The organism is Latilactobacillus parafuchuensis (assembly GCF_055271665.1).
In genome coordinates, this window is record NZ_CM143875.1 from 1,850,066 (window position 1) to 1,868,135 (window position 18,070).

Genomic DNA, 18,070 nt, shown 5'->3' on the forward strand with positions numbered 1-18,070 from the left:
GAGAAAGGAGATGACGAAGGTTTTAGAAGAGTATCAAATCAATGAGTTCATCAACACGGAAATTCCTTCTTCTCAATGCCATCAAGTTTTAGAAGAGTATCAAATCAATGAGTTCATCAACAACACCTGACAGAGACGATCGTTAGGATTGGTTTTAGAAGAGTATCAAATCAATGAGTTCATCAACATACAAAAGAAGCCTCGATGGCCTTGTATCGTTTTAGAAGAGTATCAAATCAATGAGTTCATCAACACTCAAAAAATAAAAGGATGGTACAAAAACGTTTTAGAAGAGTATCAAATCAATGAGTTCATCAACTTTGCAGTTCTCACGACTAAGCGAGTCAATGTTTTAGAAGAGTATCAAATCAATGAGTTCATCAACCGTGCTGCTGAAATCGTTGATGGTCAAACCGTTTTAGAAGAGTATCAAATCAATGAGTTCATCAACTGGGCTTGATATTCATTATTCTCAACATCTGTTTTAGAAGAGTATCAAATCAATGAGTTCATCAACCACTACTTAATTTCTGGCAATCGGTCAGATGTTTTAGAAGAGTATCAAATCAATGAGTTCATCAACCTCCTTTGCTCGCTAATGCGCGGGCCTTGTGTTTTAGAAGAGTATCAAATCAATGAGTTCATCAACATAGACTAAAATTTAATAATCCTATGTATGGTTTTAGAAGAGTATCAAATCAATGGGTTTATTAACTTGAAATAGGGGCCTTAAACATGAATAGGAAAGAATCTAACAAGAAATCAAGTAGTTGGGGGCACGTCATTGGTAATTGGTTTTTATGTTTTATCGGTGCGTTAGTTGCAAGTACTATTCAATATAGATTAGTGGGAAATGGGTTATCGGTACTAGGCGATGCTCTAGTAGGTGCTATTCTATGTTTAATTATTAATCGCGACGATCGTGCTTTTATTTTCGATAAATTGAGTTAAGTAAGTTTTGAAGATGGTTATTATAAATAACTAACAAGTAAAGTAGATTTAAAATATAAATAAGCAGAGTTAGTGGATTAGCCGCTAGCTCTTTTTTCTTACTATTGAAAAGCGTTCTCATTTAGCTTAAAATGAAAAGTGTATAAATGCGCGATTATGCGCTCATGGAGGGTCATCAATGTCTAAATTAGAAATCATCGATTTACACGTCGGTATCGAGGGTAAAGAGATTTTAAAAGGTGTCAACTTAGAGATGAGTACGGGCGAAATTCACGCCATTATGGGGCCGAACGGGACTGGTAAATCAACGTTATCGGAAACCATTATGGGTAATCCTAAATATGAAGTCCTACAAGGGCAAATTAAATTAGATGGTCAAAATATTCTAGAAATGCCGGTCGATGAACGGGCACGCGCTGGTCTTTTCTTGGCGATGCAATACCCTGCTGAAATTCAAGGCGTTACGAATGCTGAATTCATGCGTGCTGCGATTAATGCCCGCCGTCCTGAAGATGATCAAATCTCAGTCATGGCCTTTTTGAAAAAATTAGACAAACAAATGGCCTTTTTAGATATGACTGAAGAAATGGCTGAACGTTATTTAAACGAAGGTTTTTCTGGCGGTGAAAAGAAACGCAACGAAATTTTACAATTAATGATGATTGAACCTAAATTCGCCATCTTAGATGAAATTGATTCTGGTTTGGATATCGATGCCTTACAAGTCGTTTCCAAAGGGGTTAACGAAATGCGCGGGGCTGATTTTGGTTCGCTGATCATTACGCATTACCAACGGTTACTGGATTATATCGTGCCGGACTATGTACACGTTATGATGGGCGGTAAAATTGTGACGACTGGCGATGCTAGTTTGGCACAACGTTTGGAAGATGAAGGTTATGCTGGTTTGCGTGATGAATTAGGGTTAGATCTTAAACTAGTTGACGAAGAAACCAAGTAGGGGGCGATTTGATGAAAAAACAATTAGCAATTACGCCCGAACAAGTGGCCGACTTTGCCGCATTACACCAAGAACCAGCCTGGTTTATTGAAATGCGTCAAGCCGCACTCGCTCAAATCGATTCGTTAGCACTCCCAATTTTTGAAAAAATTAACTTTAAGCATTGGCCAGTTATGGCCGCTGACACGCCACAATTAGTGACGTCCAGTGCTGATTTAGTGCCAGAAACAGCACAACAATTAGATGCCAGTCAACCTTATATCGTGCAAGTCGGACAAACGACGGTTAAGATTAATCTACCAGAAGCGATAGCGGCCCAAGGGGTGATTTTTACCGATATCTTTACGGCCTTACGCGATTATCCGGAATTGGTTAAAGCCTATTACATGCAAGTTACGGTTAAACCCGATGAAGACCGCTTAACGGCCTTTCACACGGCGTTGATGAATAGTGGTGCTTTCTTGTATGTGCCGAAGAACGTGGTCATCAAGGAACCAATCACGGCGTATTACGTGCAAGATAGCACGCAACCGGTTGATTTTATCCACCACGTCTTAATTGTCGCTGAAACCAATAGTGAATTTAGTTATCTTGAAAATCTACAAACCGCCGGCGATCATAAAAATTTAGCGAACGTCGTGGTTGAAGTGATTGCCAAAGATAATAGTCACGTCCATTTTGCGTCAGTTGATTCATTTGGTCAATCGGTCACGACTTATTTAAATCGGCGTGGACATTTAATGCGCGACGCACGGATTGACTGGGCGCTAGGCTTCATGAATGATGGCAATATTATCGGTGATTTCGATTCTGATTTAGTCGGTGAAGGCTCACACGCTGAAACGAAGGTTGTGGCAATTTCAACCGGTAAACAGGTTCAAGGCATTGATACGCGGGTCACGAATATTGGGCAGCGGTCAATTGGTCATATTTTACAACATGGTGTCATCCTAGAAGATGCGACGTTAACCTTTAACGGGATTGGCCACATCATCAAAGGTGCGAAGGGTGCCGATGCGCAACAGGAAAACCGCGTTTTGATGTTGTCTCGAACCGCGCGTGGGGATGCTAATCCACTCTTATTAATTGATGAAAATGACGTTCAAGCTGGTCATGCGGCCAGCGTTGGCCGAGTTGATGAACAACAAATGTACTATTTAATGAGTCGTGGCCTATCGAAAGAAGTGGCTCAACGACTCGTTATTCGGGGCTTCTTAGGCGCTGTTTTAGCCGAAATTCCGGATAAAGTGGTCCGTCAACAATTGACGGCGACGATTGAAAGGAAGTTAATCGATGGTCAAAAGTCTGAATAACATCCGCCAAGAATTTCCGATTCTCGATCAAATCGTGAATGATGAACCGCTCATTTATTTGGATAACGCGGCCACTACGCAAAAACCACAAGCAGTGATTGATGCGATTGTTGACTATTATCAGACTGATAACGCCAACGTTCATCGCGGGGTCCATACATTGGCCGAACGGGCGACAGAACAGTATGAAGCCGCGCGTCAAAAGGTCCAACGGTTTATCAATGCTGATCAAAGTGCTGAGATTATTTTCACTAAAGGCACAACGCAGAGTTTGAATTGGGTCGCCAGCCATTTTGGCCCGCAAGTCGTTCAAGCTGGCGATGAAATCCTGATTAGTTATATGGAACATCACAGTAACTTGGTGCCTTGGCAACAATTGGCGCAACAGACTGGCGCGAAGCTGGTTTATATCGATTTGTTACCAGATGGCCAATTAGATTTAGCGGACGCGAAGGCTAAGATTGGTCCGCGGACGAAGATTGTCAGTTTAACGCATGCTTCAAACGTGCTCGGAGTGGTTAATCCGATTCAAGCGATTGCGCAATTGGTTCATCAGTTTGGTAATTATTTAGTCGTGGACGGCGCGCAAGCCATCCCACACATGCCGGTTGATGTGCAGGATTTGGACGCAGATTTCTACGCTTTTTCCGGTCATAAAATGCTCGGTCCAACTGGAATTGGCGTTTTATACGGTAAAAAAACGCTACTTGAACAAGTCACGCCAGTTGAATATGGTGGTGAGATGATTGATTTTGTCGAACTGCAACAATCCACTTTTAAAGAATTGCCTTGGCGCTTAGAAGGTGGCACGCCGAATATTGAAGGCGCGATTGCCTTGGGCGCTGCAATTGATTATTTAAATCAAATCGGCATGGCACAGATTCAAGCGCACGAACAAGCGCTGGTCGCTAAGGCCATTCCAGCGTTACAAACAATCGATGGCTTAACGATTTATGGGCCGCAAAATGCGCAAGACCGGACGGGTGTGATTGCGTTTAATCTAGACAATCTACATCCTCACGATTTAGCAACCGCCCTCGATATGGAAGGCGTGGCTGTTCGTGCTGGCCACCACTGCGCGCAACCATTAATGAAATGGCTCAACGTCGCCGCCACTGCGCGGGCTAGTTTCTATTTATATAATACGGAAGCCGATGTTGATAAATTGGTTCAAGCAATTCAAGCCGCAAAGGAGTTTTTCCAAGATGGCACTCTCTAAACTAGATAATTTATACCGCCAAGTGATTCTTGATCATTCACAACATCCGCACCATCATGGTCATTTGGACACGGTGGATCATGAAATTGAATTACGCAATCCAACTTGTGGCGATGTGTTACAACTTGAAATTGCACTACAGGATGGCAAAATTAGCCAAATCGCTTTTTCGGGCGAAGGCTGTACGATTAGCCAAGCCTCAGCCAGTATGATGACCGATGCCGTTCTTGGTAAGACACCCGCTCAAGCTGAAACGATGATTGAACGTTTTTCAGACATGATGATTGGTGACCGGCCTGATGAAGATTGGGAAATCCTCGAAGACGCAGCGATTTTGCAGGGAGTCCAACAGTTTCCGGCGCGGATTAAATGTGCGACCCTCGCTTGGAAAGCCCTGCATAAAGCCTTAATCAGTGACCAGCATTCCGCCGTTAGCGGCCAGATTGTGAACCATGCAGAAACGGAGGAAACAGATTAATGACAGAAGAAGCAAAAACAACGATGCCGCAATTTGAAGAATATGATTACGGTTTTAGTGATGATGTTGAACCCGTTTTTTCAACGGGTCGTGGTTTAACCGAAGATGTCGTTCGCGCCATTTCACACGAGAAAAAAGAGCCCAAATGGATGCTTGATTTTCGTTTGAAATCATTTCACGCCTACGAAAAAATGCCAATGCCTGATTTTGGGCCTGATTTATCGCAATTAGATTTAGAGAACATGTTATATTATCAAAAAGCGACCGATAAACAATACCGTGATTGGGACGATGTGCCCGATAAGATTAAGGATACCTTTGAACGTCTAGGGGTGCCCGAAGCGGAACGTAAATATTTAGCGGGTTCGAGTGCGCAATATGAATCTGAAGTGGTTTATCATAATATGCATGATGAATTTGAAAAACTCGGGATTATTTTTACTGATATGGATACCGCACTTAAAGAATATCCGGATATTGTCAAAGAATATTTCAGTACATTGGTTAAACCAACCGACAATAAATTTGCCGCTTTGAACTCAGCAGTTTGGTCAGGGGGCACGTTTATCTACGTGCCTAAAGGGGTTCGGACTGATACACCAATCCAATCCTATTTCCGGATTAATGCCGAAAACTCGGGTCAATTCGAACGGACTTTAATTGTTGTTGATGAAGGCGCCAGTGTCAACTATGTTGAAGGCTGTACGGCACCCAGTTATTCAAGCGATAGTTTACACGCGGCCGTCGTTGAAGTCTTTGTCAAACGGGATGGTTATTGCCGTTATACCACGATTCAAAACTGGTCGAAAAACGTTTATAGTTTGGAAACCAAACGGGCGCAAGCGTTAGAAAATGCGACGATGGAATGGGTCGATGGTAATCTAGGTTCTAAAATTACCATGAAATATCCTAGTATCTACCTCGATGGCGAAGGCGCACACGGCACGATGTTGTCCATTGCTGTCGCTGGTGAAGGCGTCGACCAAGATAACGGCGCGCGAATGATTCACGCCGCACCCAATACGTCTTCTTCGATTGTTTCTAAATCAATCGCCAAAGATGGCGGCGCTGTTGATTATCGTGGGACGGTTCGTTTTGAACGGAATAGTGATGGTTCATTTGCGCATGTCGAATGCGATACGATTATTATGGATGAAAAATCGAGTTCTGATACGATTCCGTATAATACCATTTTAAATGGCAACGTTTCGATGGAACATGAAGCCAAGGTCTCTAAGATTTCCGAAGAACAACTCTATTACCTAATGAGCCGCGGGATTTCGGAAGCCAAAGCCACCGAAATGATTATCATGGGCTTCGTCGAACCATTCACTAAAGAACTTCCAATGGAATACGCTGTTGAATTAAACCGCTTGATCAGCTATGAAATGGAAGGGTCCGTCGGTTAGCATTTAAAAAAGCTTCTAAGTATTGATCTATCAATACTTAGAAGCTTTTTTTATTATTGAGGATAAAGTGAATCGTGCGTTAGCAATTGATGCCGTTTGTAAATACTTGACTCGTTTCTATGAATTTTTCAGTGGGACTTAATGTCGTTATTCTTTTGTGCATAAAATGTAGTACGATCCGCGGCCCATTTGAAGGGTTGCAGAATATAATACATTTTCTAACTCAAATTTTATGGGCATGGTTTGTGTTTTTAAAATGAGTTTACAGTTATTGTTCTTTGCGTAATCTATTATTCTATTGGCAACTTCAATGTCTGAAGGGTAATTAAACGTCGACAATTCAATATAAAAAGAATTTTTAATCATTTTTTTCAATGAATCAACAATTTTGCTCATAAGTACGACCCCGTTAATTTTTCTTTTGTTGTTTGAAAAATAGTATAGCAAGCATCCCGCTGACAATAAAACTAGCGATAATGATTGATAAATAATTTGTGAGTATAAATATTAAAGCACCAATCAGGGGTGCGACAATTGCGCCAATCAAACAAAAAAGACTATGAGGCTGCAGCGCTGTTCTCATCAATAACGTGTTCATGATGATCCAAAAAATCATCTGTAAAACGTAAATAGTAGTAATGCTGATAAAAGCTAATCCAGGGCCTTTTTCAATAATCGGCAGAACAATCATACCGATTATATTTAGAAAAATTGAGAATAACAGGGCATAATAACCGCTACGTTCGTAATTTTGTTGACTACGTTCATCTTTTTTCATCATTAGATAGCCTACTTTCGTTTGGGTTAGTTGTCGAAGAAAAAAAGCGATTCGATAGTTGTTTGAAATACTTGCGCCAGATTATGTGCTAAATCAATCGAAGGTTTATATTGTTTATTTTCAATAAAGTAAATGGTTTGTCGACTGACACCAACTAAATCCGCTAGCGCTTGTCGACTTAAATGGATTGCTTCACGCCTATTTTGAATGTCGTTGTTCACTTACTCACCCGCTTTCGTTAAGCGTACTTAACAATCGGTGAAAAGTAAAGTGACAATCCTCAGTCGGTATAAAATGAAAATTCTCTAATTTAATTCTCCTTGACTTCTAATAATTCGATTGATAACATCATTAGTAAAGTATTTTAATGATGTTGCTGCCAGAGTGCTGAAAAGGACGCTTGATAGTGAGGTTCAATGTGAAAGGATGAAGGACCTAACAAGCGGGAGTTGTCTGACTTAAAGCCATTTTTAAAATCAATGCAGGAGAAAATAATTTGATTAATCAAAATTTCAAACGCTTATTCATAGGTCGCTCCATCAGTAACGTTGGTGATAGTTTATATGCCATTGGTTTGTCCTGGTATATTTTTTCACTGACCAATTCCAGTCTTTGGGTAGGCGTATTGAATTTTGCGTTATTTATTCCTAATTTATTCTCTTTTCTTTTAGGCGATTTTATTGAAAGAACCAATAAAAGAAAACTACTAATTATTATTGAATTGGGACAAGGCTTATTCTTACTGCCCATTATGCTACTAATTGCATTCCAGATGGATACGATTCTGAAGGCTAGCTTAATTTGTATATTTGCCTTTTTGATTGCCACTTTTGGGATGAACGCTTATGTGGTACAGGACGTTTTGATGCCGGAGATTGTTGCGGAAAATAGGCTTTCAAGTGCTTCAATGTACATGTCTTTTTCGTACAACACCATGGACTACGTTGGCAATGCGATTGGCGGCTTTTTATTAAAAGTATTTAGCGTTTTTTCATTAATGATCATTGATATTATTTCATTTATTGCCAGTGCCTTTTTGTTTATGAAAATTGAAATGCCAGATGTGCCTGAAAATACCATAGCGAGCGCTGAAGGGGAAAAGACATCAATTTTTAGCGGAATTGTATTAATTCGGGCGCGCAAAGATCTCCTATTAATTACGCTTTTTGGTGGACTCGCCAATTTTTTCTTCGGGGGATTAGCCGTTTTTGCCGTCTTGATTGGTAAAGAATTAGGTGGCGCAGGCTTTTATGGCCTGCTTTTAGCAATTGAATCCATTGGGGTGACAATTGGGACAACATTGTTTGCTAAATTATTATTAAAACACTTTAAATTAGGTAATTTATTTCCGATTAGTTGTTTTGGAATGGGCCTTTGTTTGATAATTTCATGCTTGCTCAAAAATAATTATCTATTTTTAGGATTTTGGGCAATCGCTTTTATGTTCCAAGGACTTAATCGAGTGGTCACAACGCCGTACCTGCAAGCCAGTCTGGTTCAAGGACAACGGGCGAAATTTTTTAGTTCGTTTAACACCTTAACCGTGGCACCATTGCCAATTGGCTCATTATTTTTCGGAAAAATTGCAACGATGATTGATTGGCAACTGTTTATCATTTTCTTCGCTGTTTACATGGTTATTTTTGGGGTACTTTTTATCGGTAATCAGAAAATTAAAAACTTTGCAGAAGGTAGTTCGAACTGAGTTATAACAACAAAAAGAAACGAGCTGCCTGATAATCGGTAGCTCGTTTCTTTTGTTATTATTAAGTTTTAAAAAAGCGATTTATTAATGAATGGCGGCTAGCCTATTTGTGCAGTCTAATCGCACGTCGAATAAAATCAATGGCTGCGCAACTTAAATCATAAACATTGAATAAAACATCAATGATACTCACGAAATCAGCTCCTTAGTAAGGGTTATTTTAATGCTCGCATCGTTGTTAATAATTCATTAATCGACGTTGGCGTCAAATAAATGTCTTGAAAAAGGCGAGTGTTTCGAGGTTGCATTGCTGACCAACCGGATTACGGAGGTCTAAATGAAAGACATGCTGTAATTCTCGACCGTTCGGATCAGCATACAACTGATAGTGAGTGGTGATGTCTTTTGCGCGTAGAATGGCTGCTAGTGGTTCGGCGGCTTCTTTTAGGAAATCGTGGGTAGCCGTTGTAATCATGGTCGGTGGGAATTGGTCAGTGATAAAGGATTCAACGGGAAATTGTTGCGCTAATTGCGGTGTAATTGTTTCGCCAAAATAGAAGGGGAAGTCGTGGTTAATCGCGCTGTTTTGACCAATAAAGTAGGCGCCACAGTTTAAACCAATTGCTTTGAAATGGATGTTAGCCGGTGTCAAATTAAATAATCGTGCGTATTGTTGATTGCTAATTAAAGTGGCGTATTGCTCTGCTAATTGGGCACCGGCACTATCACCGACTAGAAATAGTCGATTAATGTCGATGTGATAGTCGTGACCATGAAGTAACAGCCAATTCATTAGCGTGTTGGTATCTTCCAAAGGGGCGGGATATTGATAATCTGGGGCTAGACGGTAATTGAAATTGACCACTGTAAAACCTTGACTGGCTAAAAATAGCGTATAAAAACGGTATAATTCTTTATCACCATAAAAGAAACCACCACCATGAATGCTGATAATAGTTGGTAAAACGCCAGTTGTTTCTTTGGGATAATAGATGTCAAAAAGGTTATCAATTTTGTACGGGCCGTAATGCAAATCGGTTATTTGTTCAACTGAATCAGGTGCCACTAAACCGGCATCCCGTTTTTGATCGCTGGCTTGCATTTGGGCGCGCATGGCTGGAATATCAATTTTTGGCATTAATTGGACCTCCTAATTTTTTTAGATTTTAAACCTAATTAATGTGCTAACACCATTATAAATGTAAACGCTCACGAAAAGGGGTTGAAGTGACTTTTATTTTGACGATGTGGCTTAATTTTTAGGAATCATTAAAGTCAGTAAAGATTAATCAGCATTATTCAATGTGCTAAATTTCTGATTAAAGGGTATGCTATTAATTAAAAAGCGATTTGGAAGACTAAAAAATGATTATTGAAACGAAGCGGTTAATATTGCGACCTTTCGAGGTTAATGAAACTGATATGCGGGCGTTATTTTCGATTTTTTCGGATGAAAAAGTCAATCAATATTTGCCGTGGTACCCGTTAACGACGAAAAGTCAGGCCATTGAATTTTACAATCAGCATATATTACCAACATATCAAGCAGAATTGGGGTATTATTTTGCAATCTGTTTAAAAGCGAACAATCTTCCGATTGGGTATGTCACAGTTAGTGGGGAGGATAGTCATGATTTCGGTTATGGTTTAATGCAAGTATTTTGGGGACAAGGGATTGTGACTGAGGCTAGCAAGGCCGTTCTTGATTCTTTGAAGGCGACGATGACATTTGTTACCGCGACACATGATATTCATAATATTGGTAGTGGGAAAGTTATGCAGAAAATGGTTTAATTTACCAATACACCTACCAAGAGTTGTGGCAGCCTAAAAATAGAGTTGTCACTTTTCGGATGTATCAACTAAATTTTAATAATAAAACAGATAGTGTTTATACGGCGTATTGGCACCAGTATCCGCAACACTATATTGAGAAGTTAGATTAATAATAAACGATTAAGTAATCTTTCAAAGGTAGTTTGTTGGTATACTATAACAATCAACAAACAGGGAGGTCAGTATGCTTACCAGAAATTTCGAACCGACTGATATCAAATCGGCCGCTGAATTATACGTTAAAACGTTTCAGCAGGCGCCTTGGTCAGAAGACAATCAAGTTGCGGATATTGAACGTCATTTTCAACGGTTGATGTCGATGAATACAGCACAATCTTGGGTTTTAGAGGTTGATCATGAAATCATCGGGATCGCCTTAGGTTTTGTGCGCTCTTGGTATCGGGGAGAAGAATACCAACTAGATACATTGTGTATTGATCCGGCGAAGCAAGGTCAAGGCTACGGCAAAGCCTTGGTTCAGGCGCTGCAAGCTGAACTAGTTGCTAACGACGTGCACGCCATGATTTTGGATACTGATCGTGGGATGCCGGCTGAAAAATTCTACCAGAAATTAGCGTTTACCAAACTGGATGATTCCGTTTTGTACGCGATTGAGTTTTAGAAAGAAACGAAAGAGGATTGAGGTTAGAAGATGAAGTTTAAGAAATTAGCGAGTGCGGCTACAATTGTGGCCGCGCTAGCAGTGGGTTACCATTACGGCCAGGCCAATCCGACCACTAATCAAGCGAGTCAAAGGACCAGTACTTCGAGTCCGACGACGTCCAAAAATATTGCGTCTGAATACAGCACACTAGCGGCGCGGGATTTTAAATCGGGGGATGCGGCTTATTTACCGGTGAATGACGGTAAAAGTACCTTGTCGATTGCTAATTGGCAGACTGAAAAAATTGATTACGGCGCCTTAGATGCGTTAAACCGGACAACGACGGTTACTGGGTATTTATCGAATCGTAATTTGGGTAAATCGGAGGGGCGTTCGAGTCAGAACTGGCAACCGACGGGCTGGCATAATCAACCGGTCACGATTAATGGCCGTCGAATGACGCCTCAGAATCGCGGGCACTTATTGGCCTACACGATCACGTTTAATTTTGACCAGAACGGTCACTATCAGCAAGGCGCGGAAGGTAGTCTGGATAATCCGTTAAATCTGGCGACTCAGTCCGAATATAGTAATCAAAAAACGATGCAAATTTTTGAAGAAAAGGTGCGTGATGCACTAGCGGCTAAGCAAAAAGTCATCTATCAAGTCACGACAGTTTTTCGGGGCAATGAATTGATGCCGCGGGGTTATTGGGTGCAAGCCATCTCGAGTGATGGGTCCCTCAACTTTAATGACTATGTCTGGAACATTGAACCGGGCTTGCAGTTTGATTATGCAACTGGCCGATCATCCAGCGATGCGACAACCAAGGTCAGCGGCTTTTCGACCAATGAAATTGTTGAAAAAGCGAAGCAATCGATCAAACAACCTCAGAAAATTATTCAAAGTATTACGGACGTTTTTAAATAAACCAGCTGTGACAGAACGCGGTTGTCAATTGCCTATCAAGTTAAGAAATCAGATTATCCCGAATTTAGGATAATCTGATTTCTTTGATTTGAACGGAAATTGATGCGTTATGGTGCGCGTCGAAGAAGAATGTTATTGAATATCAGGATGCTTAGACTTATATTGCAGTTTTTTTTAGTCTGGTGTGTTGTTGACAATTGATAGATGGTCATCTATATTAAAGATAGACAGTTATCTATGTAGGGAGTGGCATGATGGATTATTTACGTTTATCAAAGATAATGAAGGCGATGGCCGAACCGAATCGTCTGCAAATATTAGATGTGATTTCGACTGGTGAGAAGTGTGCGTGCCAAATTTTAGATCATTTTGATTTTACACAACCCACACTTTCACACCACATGAAAGTCTTGATGGAAGCGGGACTAGTAACGGCGCGTAAAGCCGGTCAATGGCAGTACTATTCACTGGTGCCAGAACGGCTGGCAGAATTTCAAGCACTAACAGCTCAAATTTTTAAGTTAGATTCAGAAAAGAGAATAGATAAAAAGGAGTTGCTGATTAAATGACTGCTGCACTTGAAATTAAAGGTTTAAAAAAGGTCTATTCATCGGGTGTTGAAGCATTGCGCGGGATTGATTTAACGGTTGACGAAGGGGATTTCTATGCGCTTTTGGGGCCAAACGGTGCGGGTAAATCGACGACGATTGGGATTGTCACCTCGCTGATCAATAAAACGGCTGGGCACGTTCAAGTTTTTGGTCATGATCTCGATACGGATTTAGTTCGGGCCAAACAACAAATCGGTTTAGTCCCCCAAGAATTTAATTTTAATCCGTTTGAGACGGTCCAACAAATTGTGGTCAATCAAGCGGGTTACTACGGTGTGCCCCGCAAGGAAGCTTTGATTCGCAGTGAAAAATATTTGAAACAATCTGATCTATGGGAGAAACGCAACGTGCGCGCGCGGATGCTTTCCGGCGGGATGAAACGCCGCTTAATGATTGCGCGGGCCTTGATGCATGAACCGCGTTTATTAATCTTAGATGAACCAACTGCGGGCGTTGATATCGAATTAAGACGTGAAATGTGGGATTTTTTAAGCGCATTGAATGCCAGTGGGACAACGATTATTTTAACGACGCATTATTTAGAAGAAGCCGAGATGCTGTGTCGCAATATTGGGATTATTCAATCGGGCGAGTTGATTGAAAATACCAGTATGAAAGCATTGCTGGCAAAATTACAGTTTGAAACCTTTATCTTTGATCTGGCTGAAGGGACTCAAAACCCTGAAATTGAGGGTTATCAGAGTCACTTGGAAGATGCCCAGACTTTGGTGGTGGAAGTTGAACGCCATCAAGGGGTTAATGCGCTGTTTGAACAGTTAAGTGCGCAAGGGATTAAAGTGCTGTCGATGCGGAATCAGTCGAATCGCCTAGAAGCTTTATTTTTGAAAATTACGACAGAAAACCAATCGGGGGCGAACTAGGATGACGAATTTACATTTAACGGCTTTAAAAAGTTTAGCGGTCAAAGAAACAAACCGCTATTTAAGAATTTGGGTCCAAACGTTAGTCCCACCAGTCATCACGACCTCACTCTATTTTGTGATTTTCGGCAAGATGATTGGCGGCCGGATTGGTAATATGGGTGGTTTTTCTTATATGGCCTTTATTGTGCCCGGTTTGATTATGATGTCGGTTATTACGAGTTCGTACGCCAATGTATCATCGTCCTTTTTCTCGCAAAAATTCCAGAAGAATATTGAAGAATTGCTGGTCGCACCAGTGCCGACCCACATTATTATTTGGGGATTCGTGATTGGCGGGCTTGGTCGTAGTATCCTAGTTGGGGCCTTGGTGACGATGATTTCCTTATTCTTCGTACCATTACACGTCTATTCATGGTTGATGGTGATTGTCACCTTTTTAATGACGGCGATTTTGTTCTCATTAGCCGGTCTGATTAATGGTATTTTTGCACAATCTTATGATGATGTGTCGATCGTGCCGACGTTTGTGTTACAACCGTTAACCTATCTGGGCGGGGTTTTTTACGCGATTTCAATGTTGCCACCTTTTTGGCAGGCGGTTTCAAAAATCAATCCGATTGTCTATATGATTTCTGGTTTTCGGTACGGTTTCTTGGGGGTCGCGGATGTGTCGATTGCGGTCTCAATCACGATTCTAGTGCTATTCATCATCGTATTATATACGATTTGTTGGTACTTGATTGATAAAGGAACGGGATTAAGAAGTTAATTTAAAGATTTAATACAAAAAACCTTATTGGGCTCGCCCAATAAGGTTTTTTGAGACGGTATAAATACCGAATGTGCTTTAGTTTAATAGAGGAGGATTGGTTTCACAGCAGAATTTTAGCTAAAATACAGACTAATATAAAACTGGTCAATGAGATGATGATACTGGCAATCGGTAGCACTTTATAGGCTAGTTTAGAGTCTAAATCAGCAGCCGTGGTTACTGACCAAAACATATCGTCATTGCCATGAAAGACCATGAAAGCACCGGAAGCACAAGCTAAAAAGATTAGAGTGGTCCCGATGAAGCCATCATAACCCATCGCCGGAATAATAGGGGCAATAATAGATGTAGCAGTCATTAAAGAGACGGTAATCGAACCAATTGCTGTTCTGAAAATGACCCCAATTAAAAATGGGGTTAATAGACCTAGCGATGAACCAACCAGTAAATTTGCTAAAACATCTTTTAAATCGGTTGCCTGCAAGACAGCACCAAAACCACTGCCGGCACAAATAATGATTAAAATTTGGGCGCCGGCTTGTAGCGATTGACCAAAAACACCATCGAATTGCCAGACACTGGCATCTTTTTTATTTTGCCAACATAAACTAAGTGCTAACAGTAACCCGATGATTAACGCAATTTCTGTTGTGCCAAGCGTCTCTAGTATCGCATAATAAAAGGTATGGGAGTTAATTGAACCAATTAAGAAAGTCTTTAACATGATTAAAAAGACGGGGACGATAATTGGTGAAATCGCAAAGCCAAACCCAAACTTAGGTTGTTTGTTGCTTTCGTCTGATTCTTCGAGATTATCGGTTGGGTAAGGGTATTTATGACCAAGCCATTTAGCACAACCAAAAACAACTAGAATTAATACTAAACCAAATATCAGAGAGATAAACATCACTTTTCCCATATTCAAGGATAGGATATCCATTGCAGCTAGTGGTCCGGGCGTGGGTGGAATAAACGTCGTTGGAATCAGACAGCCCATACTTAGCGCAATGATCATCACCATATAATTAATATGGGCCTCTTTACTCATTTTTTTCGCTAATGGGGCTAAAAGAATGAAAGCAGATGAACAAAAAACTGGAATCGAAACCAATAAACCCGTTAAAGCCAGACCAATCGGTGAGAGCTTTTTACCCGTTAAAGCAACTATTTTTTTGGCAATGACATCAGTTGCTCCGCTAATTTCGAGGAGGCCACCAGTGACAGTCCCAACCAAAACGATTAAGCCCAGGCTCGATACTGCTGAGCCCATAGCTTCTTTAACAAGCTTTAAAATCTGAATAAAGCTAAGATGGGAGAGTAGACCATAGATAAAAGAAACGGTCAATAGTGTGAAAAAGGGATGCAACTTTACTTTAACACTTAGAAAGATTAAGCAACTGATTGCTAAGAGTAAAACGATCATTTCCATTTAGTTTCACCTAATCGTTACTTTAATAAAGAACGTCCTTTTTCGTAATATGAGGCCATTTCTGATTTAGGAACCATATTGCCACCAGTTCCCCAGATTAGATGGGTTCCTTTTTGAATTGAAGGTTCTGTTGAGACTAATTTTTGATTGAGATTAACAAATGAAGCAATTCCGGCGGTTGATGAAGGCTCAACATAGATGTTTTCACTATCGGCTAAAAGCGTTAAATATTGGTATAAACGATCATCTTGAACCGTTGACGCGGCGTATAAAATTGGATTAATCACCGTGCCCACCAAACGTGAAGGGCGTCCAACGGCTAACCCATCGGCGGCTGTTTTGCCATCAATGCCTAAATCATTAACCGAAATGCCATCGTTCAAACCAGTATATAAACCTAGTAACATAGAAGGTGCATGTGTGGGTTCAACAAAAACAATTTTAACATTAGGACCAAAAATTGTTACTAATCCAAAAGCGACACCTCCGGGGCTACCGCCAACGCCACATGGCAAATGAACAAATAAAGGTTTTTCAGCGGTAATTTCAATCCCTTGTTCTTCAAATTGCTTCTTCAATCTTAATGCAGCGACGGAATAGCCAAGGAATAAATCACGTGAGCCTTCGTCATCAACAAAGTGGCATTGTGGGTCTTTTTCAGCCGCTTTGCGGCCTAGCGTGACAGCTTTACTAAAATCGCCTTCATGTTCGACAACGGTCACACCACGTTTACGCAATAGCTCTTTTTTCCATTGTTTTGCATCATTCGACATGTGAACAGTTGTGTGGAAACCGAGTTTTGCGCCCATAATACCGATACTTAAACCTAAGTTACCAGTTGAACCAACCGCAATCGCATATTTTGAGAACATGGTTTTGAATTCTTCGTTTGCTAATTTAGCGTAGTCGTCGGTTAATGCCAATTGTCCAGATTCTAAAGCAACTGTTTCAGCAAATTTTAGGACTTCATAGATACCACCACGTGCTTTAATAGAACCGGAGATTGGTAAATCATTATCACATTTTAAATATAATTGGCTATCGGTGACAATTGATTCTTTTTCTTTTAAAACTTCTAGCATATCAGGGATTTCAGTTAAACGTGATTCAATAATGCCATTTGTTTTTTGAGTTTCAGGAAAGACGGTAGCGATATAGGACGCAAAACGATCTAAACGATCGGAAGCATCTTGAATATCTGCTACGGTGAAATAAGTTTTGGTGTCCTTGCCTAAATTTGGATTTTTCCAGCAAACTTCTTTGCAATTTTGTAAATCAGTTAAGAATGGATCCATTTCAATTGTCATCATAAAACCTCTTTCTATAGCAGTTTTAGTGGTAACTAGTGGTTGTCAACGAGAATTTAATCCTTTTAAAGTTAAATGAAATTATCTATAATGAATAGTGGTATGTTAAAGATGATTAATCAAACAAAGACAAAAGGTAGCGATTTCATTTCGTTGTTAAACACTAATATAAAAGGATTGTAAGCTATTAAAATTATTTTGTCAAATCACATTTAACTTTTATGCTTTTTGTTTAATATAATTTAACGTAAGAGGTGCGAGATGGATACAGTCAATATTGGCAATCAGATTGCAAAATTTAGAAAAGAAAAAGGGTACACGATGCGCGATTTAGCAAATAAGGGTGCCATTACACCGTCTATGTTAAGTCAAATTGAACGGGGGACCGCTAATCCTTCGATTCAAACTTTAAAAGTGCTTTCTCGTATTTTAGAGGTTCCGATTTTTTATTTTTTCTTAGAAGAAAAAACAACTGAGGGATTAATCACGAGAAAAAACGATCATAAAAAAATGGTTGTTAAAAATTTATCGTATGAGTTATTATCACCAGATTTTTCAGGTGAGTTAGAAACGATGATTTTACGAATTCCAACGGGGGTTACTTCATCGGATGAACCGATGGGCCATAATGGTGAAGAGATTGCCTATGTTTTGACCGGTCAGGTTAATTTATATTTAGACAAGCAGTTATATGTTTTAGAAAAAGGGGATAGTGTTAAAATCCCAGCCTATATGACGCATAAATGGGAAAATATCGAAGCAGTTGAAGTTGAGGTTATTTTTTCTGTGACACCACCATCATTCTAGGCAGTCAAGTACTGAACCCAATAAAGCTATATTCAGCTTAAGTTGCTGGACGAATGTGGCTTTATTTAGAGAAATG

Annotated in this window: 19 protein-coding genes and 1 CRISPR repeat array (1 of these 20 only partly in view); of the genes, 14 read left to right on the top strand and 5 right to left on the bottom strand. The window is 40.3% G+C overall.

Features of this window, described 5'->3' with window-relative positions; genetic code table 11:
- Positions 1-715: direct repeats of the CRISPR family, unit length 36 nt; unit sequence GTTTTAGAAGAGTATCAAATCAATGAGTTCATCAAC; it begins 179 nt to the left of the window's first position.
- Between the two features lie 20 nt (positions 716-735).
- The 6 genes from ACVPPQ_RS09170 to sufB all read left to right on the top strand — a co-directional run bounded on the left by ACVPPQ_RS09170 (position 736) and on the right by sufB (position 6,331).
- Positions 736-951 carry a hypothetical protein gene (locus ACVPPQ_RS09170; RefSeq protein ID WP_025083929.1) on the top strand — a complete coding sequence of 72 codons (216 nt, stop codon included), beginning with the start codon at positions 736-738 and terminating at the stop codon, positions 949-951.
- A 178-nt stretch (positions 952-1,129) separates the two neighbouring features.
- Positions 1,130-1,912, top strand: coding sequence for a Fe-S cluster assembly ATPase SufC (sufC, locus tag ACVPPQ_RS09175; protein WP_025083928.1), 783 nt, complete (start codon positions 1,130-1,132; stop codon positions 1,910-1,912).
- Between the two features lie 11 nt (positions 1,913-1,923).
- Positions 1,924-3,225 (top strand): Fe-S cluster assembly protein SufD, encoded by a 1,302-nt coding sequence (sufD, locus tag ACVPPQ_RS09180; RefSeq protein ID WP_463494135.1) that lies wholly within the window; start codon positions 1,924-1,926, stop codon positions 3,223-3,225.
- Positions 3,206-4,444 carry a cysteine desulfurase gene (locus ACVPPQ_RS09185; protein WP_056950202.1) on the top strand — a complete coding sequence of 413 codons (1,239 nt, stop codon included), beginning with the start codon at positions 3,206-3,208 and terminating at the stop codon, positions 4,442-4,444. Before sufD ends, ACVPPQ_RS09185 begins: the two co-directional genes overlap by 20 nt.
- Entirely contained in the window at positions 4,431-4,922 is a 492-nt protein-coding gene (gene sufU, locus ACVPPQ_RS09190) for a Fe-S cluster assembly sulfur transfer protein SufU (RefSeq protein ID WP_025083927.1), read from the top strand. Before ACVPPQ_RS09185 ends, sufU begins: the two co-directional genes overlap by 14 nt.
- On the top strand, positions 4,922-6,331 hold the full coding sequence (sufB, locus tag ACVPPQ_RS09195; protein WP_025083926.1) for a Fe-S cluster assembly protein SufB: 1,410 nt from the start codon (positions 4,922-4,924) through the stop codon (positions 6,329-6,331). Before sufU ends, sufB begins: the two co-directional genes overlap by 1 nt.
- 409 nt (positions 6,332-6,740) lie before the next feature.
- On the opposite strand, the gene ACVPPQ_RS09200 is transcribed toward sufB, so the two are convergent.
- Both ACVPPQ_RS09200 and ACVPPQ_RS09205 read right to left on the bottom strand, forming a co-directional pair.
- Positions 6,741-7,112 (bottom strand): hypothetical protein, encoded by a 372-nt coding sequence (locus ACVPPQ_RS09200; RefSeq protein WP_463494138.1) that lies wholly within the window; start codon positions 7,110-7,112, stop codon positions 6,741-6,743.
- 23 nt (positions 7,113-7,135) lie between these two features.
- Positions 7,136-7,330 carry a helix-turn-helix transcriptional regulator gene (locus ACVPPQ_RS09205; protein ID WP_025083923.1) on the bottom strand — a complete coding sequence of 65 codons (195 nt, stop codon included), beginning with the start codon at positions 7,328-7,330 and terminating at the stop codon, positions 7,136-7,138.
- A gap of 275 nt (positions 7,331-7,605) precedes the next feature.
- Between ACVPPQ_RS09205 and ACVPPQ_RS09210 the strand changes: the two genes are divergently transcribed.
- Positions 7,606-8,814, top strand: coding sequence for an MFS transporter (locus tag ACVPPQ_RS09210; RefSeq protein ID WP_463494140.1), 1,209 nt, complete (start codon positions 7,606-7,608; stop codon positions 8,812-8,814).
- Between the two features lie 265 nt (positions 8,815-9,079).
- Here the strand turns inward: ACVPPQ_RS09210 and ACVPPQ_RS09215 are convergent, their stop codons facing one another.
- Positions 9,080-9,952, bottom strand: coding sequence for an alpha/beta hydrolase (locus ACVPPQ_RS09215; protein WP_463494142.1), 873 nt, complete (start codon positions 9,950-9,952; stop codon positions 9,080-9,082).
- Positions 9,953-10,179: 227 nt separating this feature from the next.
- Between ACVPPQ_RS09215 and ACVPPQ_RS09220 the strand changes: the two genes are divergently transcribed.
- The 6 genes from ACVPPQ_RS09220 to ACVPPQ_RS09245 all read left to right on the top strand — a co-directional run bounded on the left by ACVPPQ_RS09220 (position 10,180) and on the right by ACVPPQ_RS09245 (position 14,448).
- On the top strand, positions 10,180-10,608 hold the full coding sequence (locus ACVPPQ_RS09220; protein ID WP_463494144.1) for a GNAT family N-acetyltransferase: 429 nt from the start codon (positions 10,180-10,182) through the stop codon (positions 10,606-10,608).
- A gap of 226 nt (positions 10,609-10,834) precedes the next feature.
- Positions 10,835-11,272 carry a GNAT family N-acetyltransferase gene (locus ACVPPQ_RS09225; protein WP_463494146.1) on the top strand — a complete coding sequence of 146 codons (438 nt, stop codon included), beginning with the start codon at positions 10,835-10,837 and terminating at the stop codon, positions 11,270-11,272.
- A gap of 30 nt (positions 11,273-11,302) precedes the next feature.
- Positions 11,303-12,184 carry a DNA/RNA non-specific endonuclease gene (locus tag ACVPPQ_RS09230; RefSeq protein ID WP_463494148.1) on the top strand — a complete coding sequence of 294 codons (882 nt, stop codon included), beginning with the start codon at positions 11,303-11,305 and terminating at the stop codon, positions 12,182-12,184.
- A gap of 254 nt (positions 12,185-12,438) precedes the next feature.
- Complete coding sequence (locus tag ACVPPQ_RS09235) at positions 12,439-12,753, top strand: ArsR/SmtB family transcription factor (protein WP_025083919.1); 315 nt, start codon at positions 12,439-12,441, stop codon at positions 12,751-12,753.
- Positions 12,750-13,676, top strand: a complete 927-nt coding sequence (locus ACVPPQ_RS09240; protein ID WP_463494150.1) for an ABC transporter ATP-binding protein — start codon at positions 12,750-12,752, stop codon at positions 13,674-13,676. The genes ACVPPQ_RS09235 and ACVPPQ_RS09240 overlap by 4 nt, the downstream gene beginning before the upstream one ends.
- 1 nt (position 13,677) lies before the next feature.
- Positions 13,678-14,448: an ABC transporter permease gene (locus ACVPPQ_RS09245; protein ID WP_463494151.1), complete on the top strand. Its 771-nt coding sequence runs from the start codon at positions 13,678-13,680 to the stop codon at positions 14,446-14,448.
- 103 nt (positions 14,449-14,551) lie between these two features.
- On the opposite strand, the gene ACVPPQ_RS09250 is transcribed toward ACVPPQ_RS09245, so the two are convergent.
- Both ACVPPQ_RS09250 and ACVPPQ_RS09255 read right to left on the bottom strand, forming a co-directional pair.
- Positions 14,552-15,880, bottom strand: a complete 1,329-nt coding sequence (locus ACVPPQ_RS09250; protein WP_463494153.1) for a GntP family permease — start codon at positions 15,878-15,880, stop codon at positions 14,552-14,554.
- A gap of 17 nt (positions 15,881-15,897) precedes the next feature.
- Positions 15,898-17,187: a D-serine ammonia-lyase gene (locus ACVPPQ_RS09255; protein ID WP_463494155.1), complete on the bottom strand. Its 1,290-nt coding sequence runs from the start codon at positions 17,185-17,187 to the stop codon at positions 15,898-15,900.
- 261 nt (positions 17,188-17,448) lie between these two features.
- Between ACVPPQ_RS09255 and ACVPPQ_RS09260 the strand changes: the two genes are divergently transcribed.
- The gene (locus ACVPPQ_RS09260) at positions 17,449-17,994 is read left to right on the top strand and encodes a helix-turn-helix domain-containing protein (protein ID WP_254680292.1); all 546 of its coding nucleotides are present in this window, start codon (positions 17,449-17,451) and stop codon (positions 17,992-17,994) included.
- Positions 17,995-18,070: the final 76 nt, after the last annotated feature.

Bases quoted from the DNA above. Each gene is read 5' to 3' on its own strand.
- ACVPPQ_RS09250 (WP_463494153.1), bottom strand. From the start codon at position 15,880: ATGGAAATGATCGTTTTACTCTTAGCAATCAGTTGCTTAATCTTTCTA.
- sufD (WP_463494135.1), top strand. From the start codon at position 1,924: ATGAAAAAACAATTAGCAATTACGCCCGAACAAGTGGCCGACTTTGCC.
- sufB (WP_025083926.1), top strand. From the start codon at position 4,922: ATGACAGAAGAAGCAAAAACAACGATGCCGCAATTTGAAGAATATGAT.
- ACVPPQ_RS09200 (WP_463494138.1), bottom strand. From the start codon at position 7,112: ATGATGAAAAAAGATGAACGTAGTCAACAAAATTACGAACGTAGCGGT.
- ACVPPQ_RS09225 (WP_463494146.1), top strand. From the start codon at position 10,835: ATGCTTACCAGAAATTTCGAACCGACTGATATCAAATCGGCCGCTGAA.
- ACVPPQ_RS09230 (WP_463494148.1), top strand. From the start codon at position 11,303: ATGAAGTTTAAGAAATTAGCGAGTGCGGCTACAATTGTGGCCGCGCTA.
- sufU (WP_025083927.1), top strand. From the start codon at position 4,431: ATGGCACTCTCTAAACTAGATAATTTATACCGCCAAGTGATTCTTGAT.
- ACVPPQ_RS09170 (WP_025083929.1), top strand. From the start codon at position 736: ATGAATAGGAAAGAATCTAACAAGAAATCAAGTAGTTGGGGGCACGTC.
- ACVPPQ_RS09240 (WP_463494150.1), top strand. From the start codon at position 12,750: ATGACTGCTGCACTTGAAATTAAAGGTTTAAAAAAGGTCTATTCATCG.
- sufC (WP_025083928.1), top strand. From the start codon at position 1,130: ATGTCTAAATTAGAAATCATCGATTTACACGTCGGTATCGAGGGTAAA.
- ACVPPQ_RS09220 (WP_463494144.1), top strand. From the start codon at position 10,180: ATGATTATTGAAACGAAGCGGTTAATATTGCGACCTTTCGAGGTTAAT.
- ACVPPQ_RS09215 (WP_463494142.1), bottom strand. From the start codon at position 9,952: ATGCCAAAAATTGATATTCCAGCCATGCGCGCCCAAATGCAAGCCAGC.
- ACVPPQ_RS09235 (WP_025083919.1), top strand. From the start codon at position 12,439: ATGGATTATTTACGTTTATCAAAGATAATGAAGGCGATGGCCGAACCG.
- ACVPPQ_RS09260 (WP_254680292.1), top strand. From the start codon at position 17,449: ATGGATACAGTCAATATTGGCAATCAGATTGCAAAATTTAGAAAAGAA.
- ACVPPQ_RS09245 (WP_463494151.1), top strand. From the start codon at position 13,678: ATGACGAATTTACATTTAACGGCTTTAAAAAGTTTAGCGGTCAAAGAA.
- ACVPPQ_RS09185 (WP_056950202.1), top strand. From the start codon at position 3,206: ATGGTCAAAAGTCTGAATAACATCCGCCAAGAATTTCCGATTCTCGAT.
- ACVPPQ_RS09255 (WP_463494155.1), bottom strand. From the start codon at position 17,187: ATGACAATTGAAATGGATCCATTCTTAACTGATTTACAAAATTGCAAA.